This is a genomic window from Vibrio sp. V33_P6A3T137, assembly GCF_009904835.1.
GTDB lineage: Bacteria > Pseudomonadota > Gammaproteobacteria > Enterobacterales > Vibrionaceae > Vibrio > Vibrio metschnikovii.
Window position 1 is genome coordinate 18,391 of sequence record NZ_WXWK01000122.1, and the last position, 13,850, is coordinate 32,240.

Annotated in this window: 14 protein-coding genes; 7 read left to right on the forward strand and 7 right to left on the reverse strand. The window is 42.8% G+C overall.

Going from position 1 to position 13,850, the window contains the following annotated elements; genetic code table 11:
• Positions 1 to 30: 30 nt before the first annotated feature.
• On the forward strand, positions 31 to 1,566 hold the full coding sequence (locus CAG60_RS11705) for an EAL domain-containing protein (RefSeq protein WP_332401450.1): 1,536 nt from the start codon (positions 31 to 33) through the stop codon (positions 1,564 to 1,566).
• A 287-nt stretch (positions 1,567 to 1,853) separates the two neighbouring features.
• Here the strand turns inward: CAG60_RS11705 and CAG60_RS11710 are convergent, their stop codons facing one another.
• Positions 1,854 to 2,366 (reverse strand): outer membrane beta-barrel protein, encoded by a 513-nt coding sequence (locus tag CAG60_RS11710; protein ID WP_072670998.1) that lies wholly within the window; start codon positions 2,364 to 2,366, stop codon positions 1,854 to 1,856.
• 377 nt (positions 2,367 to 2,743) lie between these two features.
• Between CAG60_RS11710 and CAG60_RS11715 the strand changes: the two genes are divergently transcribed.
• From CAG60_RS11715 to CAG60_RS11730, 4 genes are all read left to right on the forward strand, one after another.
• The gene (locus tag CAG60_RS11715; protein ID WP_161438985.1) at positions 2,744 to 3,115 is read left to right on the forward strand and encodes a rhodanese-like domain-containing protein; all 372 of its coding nucleotides are present in this window, start codon (positions 2,744 to 2,746) and stop codon (positions 3,113 to 3,115) included.
• Between the two features lie 9 nt (positions 3,116 to 3,124).
• Positions 3,125 to 3,916: a response regulator transcription factor gene (locus CAG60_RS11720; protein WP_161438986.1), complete on the forward strand. Its 792-nt coding sequence runs from the start codon at positions 3,125 to 3,127 to the stop codon at positions 3,914 to 3,916.
• A 150-nt stretch (positions 3,917 to 4,066) separates the two neighbouring features.
• Positions 4,067 to 5,329: a tyrosine--tRNA ligase gene (tyrS, locus tag CAG60_RS11725; protein ID WP_161438987.1), complete on the forward strand. Its 1,263-nt coding sequence runs from the start codon at positions 4,067 to 4,069 to the stop codon at positions 5,327 to 5,329.
• A 324-nt stretch (positions 5,330 to 5,653) separates the two neighbouring features.
• Positions 5,654 to 6,493, forward strand: coding sequence for a CPBP family intramembrane glutamic endopeptidase (locus tag CAG60_RS11730; RefSeq protein WP_161438988.1), 840 nt, complete (start codon positions 5,654 to 5,656; stop codon positions 6,491 to 6,493).
• A gap of 89 nt (positions 6,494 to 6,582) precedes the next feature.
• On the opposite strand, the gene CAG60_RS11735 is transcribed toward CAG60_RS11730, so the two are convergent.
• On the reverse strand, positions 6,583 to 7,029 hold the full coding sequence (locus tag CAG60_RS11735) for a DoxX family protein (protein WP_154170911.1): 447 nt from the start codon (positions 7,027 to 7,029) through the stop codon (positions 6,583 to 6,585).
• A gap of 317 nt (positions 7,030 to 7,346) precedes the next feature.
• On the opposite strand from CAG60_RS11735, the gene trhO reads away from it, so the two are divergent.
• On the forward strand, positions 7,347 to 8,336 hold the full coding sequence (gene trhO, locus CAG60_RS11740; protein WP_161438989.1) for an oxygen-dependent tRNA uridine(34) hydroxylase TrhO: 990 nt from the start codon (positions 7,347 to 7,349) through the stop codon (positions 8,334 to 8,336).
• 43 nt (positions 8,337 to 8,379) lie between these two features.
• Here trhO and CAG60_RS11745 read toward each other — a convergent pair whose 3' ends face one another.
• Complete coding sequence (locus CAG60_RS11745) at positions 8,380 to 9,591, reverse strand: sugar efflux transporter (protein WP_161438990.1); 1,212 nt, start codon at positions 9,589 to 9,591, stop codon at positions 8,380 to 8,382.
• Between the two features lie 241 nt (positions 9,592 to 9,832).
• On the opposite strand from CAG60_RS11745, the gene CAG60_RS11750 reads away from it, so the two are divergent.
• Positions 9,833 to 10,729, forward strand: coding sequence for a helix-turn-helix domain-containing protein (locus CAG60_RS11750; RefSeq protein WP_161438991.1), 897 nt, complete (start codon positions 9,833 to 9,835; stop codon positions 10,727 to 10,729).
• Here CAG60_RS11750 and CAG60_RS11755 read toward each other — a convergent pair.
• The 4 genes from CAG60_RS11755 to CAG60_RS11770 form a co-directional block, all read right to left on the reverse strand.
• Entirely contained in the window at positions 10,726 to 11,133 is a 408-nt protein-coding gene (locus CAG60_RS11755; RefSeq protein ID WP_040905279.1) for an ExbD/TolR family protein, read from the reverse strand. The genes CAG60_RS11750 and CAG60_RS11755 overlap by 4 nt on opposite strands.
• On the reverse strand, positions 11,130 to 11,837 hold the full coding sequence (locus CAG60_RS11760; protein ID WP_161438992.1) for a MotA/TolQ/ExbB proton channel family protein: 708 nt from the start codon (positions 11,835 to 11,837) through the stop codon (positions 11,130 to 11,132). The genes CAG60_RS11755 and CAG60_RS11760 overlap by 4 nt, the downstream gene beginning before the upstream one ends.
• The gene (locus tag CAG60_RS11765) at positions 11,837 to 12,529 is read right to left on the reverse strand and encodes a TonB family protein (protein WP_161438993.1); all 693 of its coding nucleotides are present in this window, start codon (positions 12,527 to 12,529) and stop codon (positions 11,837 to 11,839) included. The genes CAG60_RS11760 and CAG60_RS11765 overlap by 1 nt, the downstream gene beginning before the upstream one ends.
• Positions 12,530 to 12,809: 280 nt before the next feature.
• On the reverse strand, positions 12,810 to 13,850 hold a 1,041-nt coding region (locus CAG60_RS11770), incomplete at its 5' end, for a TonB-dependent receptor domain-containing protein (protein WP_161438994.1).

Consider the following 13,850-nt stretch of genomic DNA (forward strand, 5'->3'; position numbering starts at 1 on the left):
AAACACACGACCGTTTTAGGGATGAAGATCTTGCCAGTCAATCGCACAAGACAACGCGCCTTCTCTTTGTTGCTTCTGCCACTTTTGATTTATTTTGCCACTTTCCCACTGATTAGCGCTTACGCTACCAACTTATTATTGACGCAAAAAAAATCTCAAATAGAACGTTATTTGACCCTACGTAGTAACGAGTTACAAACCATGATCCAACAGCAGATCAAACAACTGCAATTTGACTGTAGCGCTCATGACTGGCAAGTGATTCGCGATCCTCACTATTACAGTCGTTATATTCGTTTTATGGGTATAGCAACCAATGAGGGGACACAATGCTCAACTCTTGGGTATCCATTAGAACTGAATGCACTCAATGACCTAGGTAATAGTAATAAAGAAACCGCGGTATTTTCTCTCGCGGCAACACCAGACATTGCCGGTACAGAAAGTGAACTAATGATCCAGTTTTCTCAAAAAGGTAACACCGCGATTTGGGTTTTGGATAGTAGTTGGACACAGAGTAAACTTAATCAACCTTGTTCCGGCTGCTTTTATTATGAAGCGCGATTTGTCAATCAAGATCATCCTGTATTATTAGTTCAAAGAGGCGATGAAGCCATTCTCAACGAAGCTAACGCTCATTCATTGAACGTATCAGTACAAGGCATTGCAGCCGCTAATACACAAGCTCTATGGGCAGGTCGAGCCTTACAACAGTATGTACAACATAACCTATTGATCTGGGGTACGCCATTGAGCCTTTTATTTGGTGGTTTACTGATGGGCGGCTATTGGATTATGCGAAACTACCGGAATTCAATTGAGGGTTTAATTGAAAAAGGGATTCGAGATAACGAGTTTCTTCCCTATTATCAACCCATCATCGATAGCCGAACTAAGAAAATTGTCGGTTACGAAGTACTTCTGCGTTGGCAAAAAGGGCAAGAATTGATCGCCCCAGATTTATTTATTCATGCCGCTGAAAGCACAGGATTAATCATTAAAATCACCAATCAAATCATTAAGATCGTCTTACGTGATTTAGAGCAGTTACCAGTGTCACATTGGGTTAGCATTAATTTGGTCGCTGAGCATATTGAAAAGCGTCATCTTTCTACTCTGCTACGTTCTCTGAATTGGCCTCAATCTGAACGCATGAAGTTTGAACTAACAGAACGTATTCCGATCAACGATTTAGCCGTCGCGAGTGAGGAAATTGCCCTACTGATGAACAAAGGTTACCAGTTTAAAATCGATGATTTCGGTACAGGTTATGGGGGGTTTTCTTATCTACAACATTTGCATATTCGTAGCATAAAAATAGACAAAATGTTTGTTGATACGATAGAAACCGATGATGTGAAAAAGAGCGTGCTAGACTCGATTATTGCTTCAGCAAAAGCGGTCAATATTGAGTTAATCGCAGAAGGCGCAGAGACCATCAACCAAGTCGATTACCTTGCTCAACAAGGTGTGTTTTTAATTCAAGGGTATGTCTACGCAAGAGCGATGCCGATTGATGCGATAATCAAAAAACTTCATGCTGAAGAATCAATCACGGTGAACTGACAATATCTCGTCGTGATAACTTATCATCACCAAATTGGCTTATTTGTAAAAAATAAACTCGACACTCCTCGCTGTTGATACCCTTCATACTGAAGCAGCAGCGGTGTTGGCGACGTTCGTTCACTCCAATCACATCGTTTGCCTATGCTCATGGGGATTCACTCACTTACCGCCTACCTACAACGCCAAGTCGTTTGGGTATAGCGAGTATGACGTCGAGGTTAGTGACTCGGTCGGTACGATACTATGGGAAATCACTATCTGAATAACAAGCTCAACCAATAAGCTTAGAATCCAATCCCAGCACCGATGGTAATTGAGGTTGAATCCGCGCTACCTTGAGTACTGTAACCGATTTCTAGAGAAAAATTCGAACCATCCATATTATTCAGATTGACCCCTACGGCTCCGGTCAAACCAAACCCATCACTTTCAATGTCTTTATAGGTTCGATTATAGTATTGACCACCCGCTCGCAAATACACATCACCAATCTGCATTCGATGGCGCAGCGTCATCGTTAGAGGCACTGTATAGGCTTTATAGGCGTGTTTTTCACCCTCTTTGTCTTTTAAATCAGCGTGCGTTTCACCGTAGCCTAAGTTAACTGAACTTAGTGGGGTTAAGCGGTAGGAGCCTCGCACTTGCCATTGATAACCCGTGGCACTTTGTCCGCCGTAAGACACTTGTGTAGGACCAGCGCTAGCCGTCATATTAAAAGGGGTAGATTGAGCATAAACGGGGGCAGCAGCAGCCAACAATAAAGCCGCTAAGCTTAAGGTTGGAAAGTACTTTTTCATGAGTATGTCCTTATCTGTCTCTAAAGCGAAAAGTGTTTCTAGTTTAACGGCTAATCAACAAAAAAACTTAGCCCTTTTTATCACGGGGGAGAGCTAAGCCACAAAATCACTATGTACATAGCACAATCCAGCCACATCATACGACTGAATCGTCATTACCAAACCACTTGGCGCAACAGGTAATCACACCCTATGGAATAAAAATAGCAAAATAGGCATACTGTTGCGAAATGATTGAAATAACGAACCCATCTATCGTATATAAGTATACCCAAACGACTTGACGTTGCAGGTAGGCGGCCAGTGAGTCAATCCCCATGAGCATAGGCAAACAGAGCGGGTGAACACTTAATTTATCATTTTGATTGGAGAGCACAATGCGACGTTACGTTTTACGCTTGACTAGAATAGCGCTATTGATTGGCGTTCTCTTATCTGGAACCGCTGGCGCTTCACCACGCGCTGAAATGGCTTGGTCCATGATCGCTGAAGGCGCAGTGTTGATTGATGTTCGAACTGAACAAGAATTTATGCAAGGGCATCTTGACTCCGCTCAGCATATTCCACTAAGTGAAATTATGAACTCTGGCTTAACCCAATTTGCCAAAGACCAACCTATCGTGCTTTATTGTCGCACCGGTAACCGCTCTAATATCGCTAAACAACATTTGATTAAACAAGGGTTTACTCATGTCCATGATGCCGGCGGACTGGATGAAATACGCCAATCCCTGCCAAATAGAAATTGATTCTATAGTATGAAGACTCAAGAATATCAAACGCTTGGCGAGGTCATCGCCGCGTTAAAAACACCCCAGTTTACCGCCCAGTTTATCCAACTGCTTAAGCGCTTTGTCACTTTTGACTGCGCCGTGATCCTAGGCTATCGCCAAGATAAGCATCCGATTTATCTTTATGATTCACTACCCTCACAACGTCAATTACTATTTCAGCACTATTTAACCCATTCGTATCGATATGATCCCTTTTACGTCGCGATCGTTGAGCAACAACAAACTGGTGTTTTACAACGTAGCGAGTTTAAGCCCGTCAATCCATTACAGGAAAATTATCATGTCGATTTTTATCAAAAAACCGGTTGGCAAGATGAAGTTTGTATTGCCGTCGATCTGGAGGATAATCGCTGGATCGTTATCTACTTAGGCATGCTACAAACCGATCAACCTATTTCACAACAACAAATTAATGGCTTAAAGCAGAGTTTTACGGTTTTGCAGGCGTTATGCCGCCAACATTGGGGCACACAAGCATTATTTCTGGCAGAAAACAGTCAATCAGAGCATGATTTACGCCACTGGGTAGCAGCAGCGATCGCTGATTTTGCCACCGATTGTCTGACTCCTCGCGAGCAACAAATCACTACGTTATTGGTTCAAGGACTCGATTCTCAAGAAATCGCCGCGCAGCTTAGCATTAGTCACGGGACGGTAAAAAACCACCGCAAACGTATTTACCAGCAATTGCAAATCTCATCATTAAGTGAATTATTCCAATTATTTTTAAACCATTTGATCACCAAAGGCTATTGAGAGCTGAGTTAACGCGCCCTATCAGCTTTACGTCAGCGATTATTTCCTCTCATCGATAAAATTGCCCTATCTATCCCTTTAGGGACATCGTCTCTGATGGGTTTTATCCGTATTCTGGCTAAATCCAGTCTATAAAAGATGAAAGGCAGTATGAACTCAGCACATTTTCTACATGAATTAGCCCAACGAGGTTTAATGGCACAAAGCACGCCTATCGACGAGCTCAGCGAGCTTTTGAACCGTCCACAAACGCTTTACTGTGGCTTCGACCCCACTGCTGGCAGCTTACATATCGGTCACTTAGTGCCTTTATTAATGTTGAAGCGTTTTCAAGATGCAGGGCATACCGCCATTGCTCTGATTGGTGGCGCAACGGGGATGATTGGCGACCCCAGCTTTAAAGCCGCAGAGCGAACATTGAACCCATCAACCACCGTTCAGCAATGGGTCAATGATTTAGCTCAGCAAATTGATCAAGTGATGACACCACATCTGACTCAGCCACTTCTTTGTGTCAACAACGCAGATTGGATTACAAAAATCAATGTGATCGACTTTTTCCGTGATATTGGTAAGCACTTCTCCGTCAATGCGATGATCAACCGTGAATCGGTCAAGCAACGGTTAAACCGTCCAGATCAGGGGATCTCGTTTACTGAATTTAGCTATTCCCTTTTACAGTCATTTGATTTCGCCCATTTGAATCAACAATATCAATGCAAATTACAAATTGGCGGTAATGATCAATGGGGTAATATTGTTAGCGGAATCGACCTTACCCGCCGGCTTAATAATCAAGTGGTTCATGGTTTAACCCTACCTTTGATCACTAAATCAGATGGCACTAAGTTTGGTAAAACAGAGAGTGGGGCTATCTGGCTCGATAGTAACAAAACCTCACCTTATGCCTTTTATCAATTTTGGCTCAATACCGATGACGCTGATGTGTATCGTTTCCTACGCTACTACACCTTTTTGTCACTGTCTGACATTGAAGCCATTGAGCAACAAGACAAAGCCAGTACGGGTAAGCCACAAGCTCAACAAGTGTTAGCTGAACAGTTAACTCGCTTTGTACACGGTGAAGAAGGCTTATTAAGCGCGCAGCGCATCACTCAAGCGCTATTTCGAGGTGAGATGAACCAACTGAGTTTAGCTGAGTTGCAGCAGTTGGAACTGGATGGGCTGCCTTGTTATCAGACAGATAACGCGGATAGCCTAATTGAGTTGATGTTGGTTACTCAATTAGCTAGCTCAAAACGTCAAGCCCGCGAGTGGTTAGCCAATGGTGCGATTCGTATTAATGGTGAGCGTATGGATCAAGAACAGCTCAGTAGTCAGTTTGCCTTGTTTGATCGCTATTACGTGATACAACGCGGTAAGAAACAGTTTGCTTTGGTCAAACTCAATTAAGTTTTACAGTGTAAATAGGCACCATAATTATGGTGCCTTACAACCTCAACCTAGCGAATAAACCTCAGCTCACTGGTAGAATATGATGATAGCTAATCATTCTCTATACTTAGGGTCCGCTGACCTTTTGAGCTGATTTTTCAGCAATTTGTGGCTTCTTTATACAAGGCCGAGAAATGTAGTTATTCTACCTGAGAAGCCGATAACGCCGTAGAAAGGAACCATAAACGCAGCCCGAAGGGTTCAGCTAAAAACGTTTTAATCGCAAAGGGTCAACAGACCCTATAAACATTCAATAACAAACCACACGTTAAGAATATTTTTATGTTAATTCATCCCTCTTTATGGATTTGGATACCCTTGTTGCTGGCCGTAATCGTGGGCTTTCAAAAACGTCTTTTACTCACCTTCTCGTTACTCGCTCTCTCACTGCTTGGAGCATGGTTCATAGGACGCCTCTCTAGTCTCGCGTTTTTGTATGTTTCACTAGGGCTGATACTCGCGTATTACACGCCATCGCTCGCCAAGCGTTGGCAAACCGTCGCACAGTGTACTTTGCTCGTTTGGTGCGGCTTATTGTTGTTACACATTATCCCAGGATTTGAAAACCCTAAAGTCTTAGATGGGGTACTGGCGGGACCGAATAGTGTCCCTTTCAATCTCTATCTTAATCTCGATAAACCGATGATCTTCTTTGCCCTTCTGCTGGCTTATCCTACCCTATTAGGTCATCAGCAGCGCATTCCTTGGCGGCAAGTGGTTTTACTTTCACTACCATTATTTAGTTTGTTATTGCTTGCTTGGGGATTCGGTGCGATTAAACCAGAGTTAACGCTCCCTACATGGTGGTGGTTATTTGCTCTTAATAATGCGTTGTTGACCTGCGTTGCAGAAGAAGCGTTCTTCCGCGGCTATTTGCAACAAAAAATAACGGATAAGTGGGGATTTGGTTTAGGTATTATTATTGCGAGTAGTCTATTTGGCTTAGCCCACCTAGCTGGAGGCGTCACTTTAGTACTATTTTCCATCTTAGCTGGTGCTCTTTATGGTGCGATCTATTATTGCAGTGGTCGTTTGTGGGTTGCCGTGCTATTGCACTTCTTATTTAATTTTATCCATCTTATTTTCTTCACTTACCCAGTCGCACTTAAAACCTCGATATAAACTAAACAACAAAAAATGCCGCACTTGTACCAAGTCGGCATTTTATCAATCTCGATACTCATTACCAGCCTTGAGGCCGATACACTAACTTAGCCACGCAGACGTTGAGAAATAATCTGATCGATACTCAATTTACCCGAACCAGACATCATTAACGACACGCTGGCCGCCAATAAAGCTAATGCAAATTCGTAACCACCATTCGACATGAATAAACCATGCTCAAAATGCACCGCAAAAATAGCTACTAACATAGTTACAGAGAGTACCGCTGCAGCAGGACGAGTCAAAATACCCAGTAAAATGGCTAAACCACCAAAAAACTCACCACTGCCGGCTAAAAATGCCATCAACATACCCGGGCCTAAACCAATCGATGCCATCCACTGTCCGGTACCTTCTAAGCCATAACCACCAAACCAGCCGAATAATTTTTGTGCGCCATGTGCCATAAAAACAATCCCAATCGGGATACGTAAAGCCAGTGTACTGTAACCAGATTTTGATTCAACAAGCTTGGTAATGAGTGATTTCATGTCTTTTCCTCAATAAATTCAACGATTCAATTTAGACAAAGAGTTATTGTCTTTCCTAAGATAACGCTTAGTTTAGAGAAAAAAATTGTGATGGAAACCCATATAAACTGACAATAACATACGAAATTTCTGAACAAGATGAGTATTAATGGCTATTGAGCCAATTCTGCTCGTCTCAGTCTGTATAATCTTCATCCAATTGTCGCTATTTTTATCCGAAAGCGCCGTTTATACCCCTATAAACTATCCGTGTTTGTACAAGCCATGCTTCGCTATACTACGCGCCAACTCTTTATACGGTTTTTAAAAGGTTTCCAATGAGTCACTATGTTGTCTGTGCTCTGTACAAGTTTGTCGAGCTTAACCATTACCAAACACTACGAGCTCCAATGCTTGAGCTAATGGAAAAGCATCATATCCGCGGTACATTATTACTCGCTAGCGAAGGGATTAACGGCACGGTTGCCTCATCACGAGAAGGCATTGATGCTTTAATTACTTGGCTGGATACAGAGCCTTGCCTCAAAGGAACCGTTTATAAAGAATCTTTAGCTTCAGAGCAGCCTTTTCAGCGCAGCAAAGTCAAACTCAAAAAAGAAATCGTGACGATGGGGGTTGAAGGTATTGATCCTCGCCATGTGGTCGGCACTTATGTGAAGCCGAAAGAATGGAATGCACTGATTTCCGATCCTGAAGTGTTAGTCGTCGATACTCGTAACGATTACGAGATCCAAATTGGCACCTTTAAGCATGCTCAAAATCCGCATACCGAGACTTTCCGTGAGTTTCCCGAGTATGTAAAACAAAACCTCGATCCTGAGAAACATAAAAAAGTAGCGATGTTTTGTACTGGCGGCATTCGCTGTGAAAAATCCACCGCTTATCTCAAAGAGCAAGGATTTGAAGAAGTTTATCACCTCGAAGGTGGCATTTTAAAATACTTAGAGGAAGTGCCAGAGCAAGAGAGCTTATGGCAAGGTGATTGTTACGTCTTTGATGGCCGTGTCGCGGTTGGTCATGGATTGCAAGAAAGTGATTACCAAATCTGTAATGCCTGCCGCTTACCGATCACCGAACAAGACAAACAGAGCGAACAGTTTGAACAAGGGGTTAGCTGTCCACAATGTTTTAGCACTCATAACGAAGAGCAACTGGCACGCTTTCGTGAGCGAGAAAAACAGGTGCAGTTAGCTAAGCAGCGCGGTGAAGCGCATATTGGCAGCGATACCGCGCAGATTATCGAACAAAAACGGGCTGAAAAGTTAGCCCGTAAAGCCCAGCAACGTAACCAAAAAGCCTCTCGTTAATCTGCCATTCAAGCTTTGGCTTTAATGATTACCTTCATTAAGGCTAGTTCAGCGCGTTAGAAGTAACGCTAGCGCGCTGCTCATGTTTTGCGGCTAACCCCATAAAAACTCTCAGCAAAATTAATGCCGCCGCAGCGCCAATCAGCGAGACATACAGCGTACTAAAATAATTGAACAACTCGCCCACGACACCCAATGCCACACTCGCCACTAATGAACTGATACTAAGAATACTGGAAAACAGGGTTGATGCCGTCCCCAAACGATCAGGCATCATATCCTGCAATACCACCATGCCTAAGGTTGCACAGACACCGATAAAAAAGCCATTAAGGATTTGCGCTAATAATAAAGTGGTGAAGGTTGTATTGGTTAGCATAATCAAATAAAACGCCATCCCGCTGATTATACCCGCGCACAGAAGTTGAGTCGTACCAAAACGCTGCGCTAATTTCCCAGCCAGCAACATGATTGGTATTTCACATAACGCCGCCATCCCAAACAATAATCCTAACCAATGAGCAGGAACGAGCAACTCTTGTGAAAGATACAACGGCATGCTGGTAATGTATAAATTATTCGCTGCAAAGGTAAACACCATCGTCATACAATATAAAACGATAAGCCGCTTTACCGCACCTTGCTTGGGTAATGATAACGCGGCAGCAGGATCTGAGGCTGACGCTTTTTCAACACCTTTCGGTAAATATTTAGCAATCAGCACAATAGCAATCGTCACAATCACAGCAGAAACACTGAATGCTGCATTAAAACCAAAACTGGCTTTGAGCATAAATGCCAAAGGAGGGCCAAACACCCAAGCTATCGCAATCCCAGCGCGCATCGTGGCAAGAAAGGTGGTTTTATCTGTCACATGGCGATCAGCGTATTCCCGCCCTAGAGCAAACAGTTGACCAAATGACGCCCCACTGACACTACCAAATAAGGTCACCACAACAATCGCTAACCAATAACTGCGAATGAGGGTAAAACTGACCACAGTGATCAAATAGCAGCCAAGTGCCACCAATAAAATCACTTTGCGTTGCCAGTGCCGATCCGATTGTCTGGCTAACCACTGCGACACCGCCACGGAACTCACTACTGCCATCACCATATACAGACTCAGCATCATCGGTGATGCGCCGAGTGCTTCAACAATAAATAAGCTCGATAATGGGTAGAAAAAAGCCCCACATAATCCCGTCACTAAAGCGGTCATGATAAATAGCAAGGCGGTTTTATCTTTATACATTTCAACGTATCCAATGGGAGGAAATAACTCTAAACGAGTCACTCTACAAGGCCACAATCTACCCAAGCTTATTGACATGATTGCTGTAAGTTGCAAGGGAATACGCCGCTAGTGTAATCAAATCCGATAAGATAAATGATGATATTCCAGCCTCTTTTAATACTAATCCGTCAAAATAAACACACTATTTGACAGAAAAGACCAAGCCTTTATGATCAAAGAAAATAAATGGAGAGACCCAATGCGCCCTTTGATTGAAAATGTATTACAGGATCCAAGCTGCGATTGGCTCATCCGTCATTATCATTGCCAAGCTAATACTGAGGAATTTTCTTGTCCATGGCACTACCATACGGAATATGAATTGGTGCTCTATCACAATCCGAACAATAACTTTCAGGGCAATTATTTTGCAGGAGACGCCAGCGGTACTGTGGATAATCACACCTTGCTTTTATACGGGCCCGGCTTACCGCATATGATCACCGGACGCCTACACCACAAACAAGCGCAAGCGCTACATTCAACCATCGTATGGTTTAAACAAGAGTGGGTTGATAAGATTCAAACTATTCTGCCTCGAACTCAGCCTATCAAGCGTTTACTTGAAGGTTCAGCTTATGGCTTACAGCTCTGTAGTGCAACGGCACAACGTATTGCTAAGCAGTTAAGTGGCATTGAAATGTTAGACCATTCTTATCAAGCTTTACGCGTCATTGAATCGTTATTGATCATGGCCGAAGATCAAAATGCACGGCGCTTATCGGCCTCAGCCTATCGATTATCGCAATTAAGCGCCGACAGTGAAGCACATAAAAAAGTTCATCTCGCCAAGCAGTATATCGAAAGCCATTTTGCCGAACCAATCAAAATAACCGATTTATGCCGCACACTGCACATGAGTGAAAGTTCGACCTATCGCTTATTTGAAAAACACTATTCGATGAGTTTTTCTGAGCATCTCAAACAGTTTCGGATTGGTAAAGCCTGCGAGCTGTTGGCCAGCTCTTCGCTCCCTATTGCCCTAGTGGCAGAGAAAACTGGTTTTAGCAATCTCTCTAACTTTAATCGCCAATTTAAAACCATTAAAGCGATGACGCCAAAAGCATTTCGCAACCAGTTTCAAACTCTACGTTAATCGTCATCAGTCAAAAGCTGTGTCGCGGCAATGCCATTATCTTGTAAAAATGCCAGTAACTTGACCAAATTCTGTACTTGAGCGGTTTTATCCGCTGCAATCACAATCGGCTGTTCGCTGGTTTTGCTGCGCTTTAATAATGCCTCTGTAAAATCCTGCCAAGCGACATAAGTGGTACCATCAATTGCCCAATACGGCTGTTGAGCCAAAATATTCACAGTAATGGATTGGGTATTGATTTCACTGACCACAGATGAATCGGTGCTCGGTAAAGACACGTCTAATGACGTAAACTTAACCGCTGCAGTCAGCAGTAGAAACACCATAACAATAAAGATAATATCCAATAATGGCGTTAAATCTGGCATCAATGAGGATTCTGTCGTTGGCGGCGTTTTAATCATGATGGATTGACCGCTGTTTTTTCAACGACATCATTGGCGTGGCTGCAACGCGCATTTTTAGTGCTGCAGTCATGCTGTAGCGACACCCCTTCAAGCCATAGATTGACATAGTTTAAAGTATGCTCAAGTTTCGCCATGACTCTATCTGCCCATGCACCAAGTAATTGAGCTGCGGTAATCGCAGGAACGGCAATCAATAAACCTGCTGCCGTGGTGCGCATCGCAATCCCTAATCCATCGGCGAGATCATTCGGTGTAATATTGCCAGACGAAAGCGCGACACCTTTAAACATTTCAATTAATCCGAGTACCGTACCTAATAAACCCAGTAATGGACTGATCGCACCAATGAGGGATAATAATCGTAATCCGGAATGAAGCTGATGGCGCTTATCTTGAAGCCAGATCCCCGCCGTATCTTCACGTAGCCCTTTAGAAAAATCGTGATGAGCCAACAGCATCGCGACCCCTTTGTAAAGCAGTGACCGCTTAGTCGATAACTCCTCTGCTAACGCTTCAATTTGATCGCTGTGCATCGGGGAAATTTGATTAAGCGCCGCACCAATCGAACCTCGACTGGCCCCAAGGGTAAATAACACTTGGATTAGACGTTCAACGATAATCATCGTCGCGAAAAGAGAGCACAAAAATAGTGGCCAAGCCATCAGGCCAAGCTCTTGCTCAAGTTGAGTCAGTAGTTCCATTATCCTTCCAATTTAAAACGTACAGGGATTTGCACACGGTGAGCCATGGTTTGCCCATTCACCGTGTAAGGTGAAAATTGCCATTGTTTAATCGCATTCAGCGCCGACTGATCGAGCAATTGAGCCCCCGATGAAGAGAGTAAAATTTGCTTAATTTGTCGGCCATGTTCATCCAGCCATACTTCATATAACGCCACCCCCTCAATACCGCGCTTTTGAGCCAGCCTTGGATAGTGAGGCGGTGTTGGGCGCGAAAGAAATGAGGGCGTTTCCACAAGCGTAGGTTGATTGGTTACCCCACTACGACTGGGCGCTGGAGCTGGCTCCTTATTCTCTTGCAACTGATTAGTCGATTCTTCCTTGACTAACGATGATGGCGGCGCTGTTTTTTTCGCCAATGGTTGAGTCACAGGAGAGGGCTTCTCGGGCTTTACTACCTTTTTCGCTTCTTGAGGCTTTTTCTGCTCTGGCTTAGGCGTATTCGGCTTACTCTGCTGTTTAGCTTCAGCTGGCGATGACACTGGCAGCTCATGACGTACAGTTTGAGGTTGAGCAACAAAGTTGAGCGATACCGAGGTCGATTGATTCCCAGCTGGCATAGCAAAAACTTTGGCTTCATCATCCATCAACAGCAGGGTTCCATGAATGGCAAGTGAAAGTATCGCCGCAACACAATATCTGGGGAAATTCACGTCGTGCTCCAAATCAAAACTAAGCGCCTTAATGGGGAGATTATTACCCAACAACTAAACAATATCAATTATCAATTGCATTATCATTTACAAAAGATAACGACTTGAGCCGAAGGGGTAAAACTTGATGTAAAGTTTTATATTTCAATGAATAAGAGTTTAGATTGAGATATGTCAGATGAATGTTTTGGGCAGAATTAGTCAATGCAATACCATAGTTTCAGATGTCAGAAGACAATCTAAAACTATGGTAGAGCAAAATAACGTTTTACTTTAATAATTAAAACTCATATTTTGCCGTAATTGCAAAATTACGCTTCGCTTGAGAATAATCATTATCTAAAATATTCTTACCTCTAATATCATTCCAGCGGTAGTACTCTTTATCTGTAACATTAAATATACCAGCAGTCAAAGTCAGGTCTTTGATTGGTTTATAATAAGCTGTAATATCAAAAATAGTTGAACTAGATAACTCAACTTGATTCTCTGTACCACCAGTTGCTTTATCATTATTAATATTACGGTTTGATTTTCCCGCAGTATAATTAAGCTTTAAACTCGTTCCCCATGTTGAATCTGGATCATCAAAATTTAAAGCTGCCACAACATTCCATGGATTGATACTATTGAGAGGTCGTCCATCACCATCTTTACCTTCGGTATAATTCGCTGCTAGTCGAGTCGTCAATCCTCGTGGAGCATTCAATAATTCATCTAATTTTAACTGATTAGATAATTCGACGCCCTTAATAGTCGCTTCACGTAAATTGATATAAGAGTAGTAGTTTATTCTCGATTCGACCTTAGTCACTACCTGCTCTATAAAATCATCATAGCTGCTATAAAATAGTGAGACATCTGTCGCGGAAAAATCGTTATTGTGGCGATAGCCTAGCTCATAAGAAAGGCTTTTTTCAGACTTAAGATTTGAATTGGGTTCATTAACGTAACCATGAGCAGGATTACTAAAGGTATAGTAGAGCTCGGTAAAGTTAGGTGAGCGCAACCCCTGACTCACTTGCGCAAAAATTGCACTGTTTGGATCTAAACGATAAAGAGTACCCAATCGCCCGGTTATGGCAGAATCATTAAACTTGGATAGTCCTTTTCCCGCATTATCGCCAGGATCAGTACTGAATGAATCGTAACGTAAACCAGGTGTTACAATCAGATTACCATTAAAAAAAGCAATTTCGTTTTGAATAAATAAACCAATTTTCTGTTCTTCGGCATCGGGTGTATAAACAATCACCTGATTTGGTGTCGCTGGATCAGAATTATATTCATTGTTAATGTTTGAAATATCACTGCGTAGTAA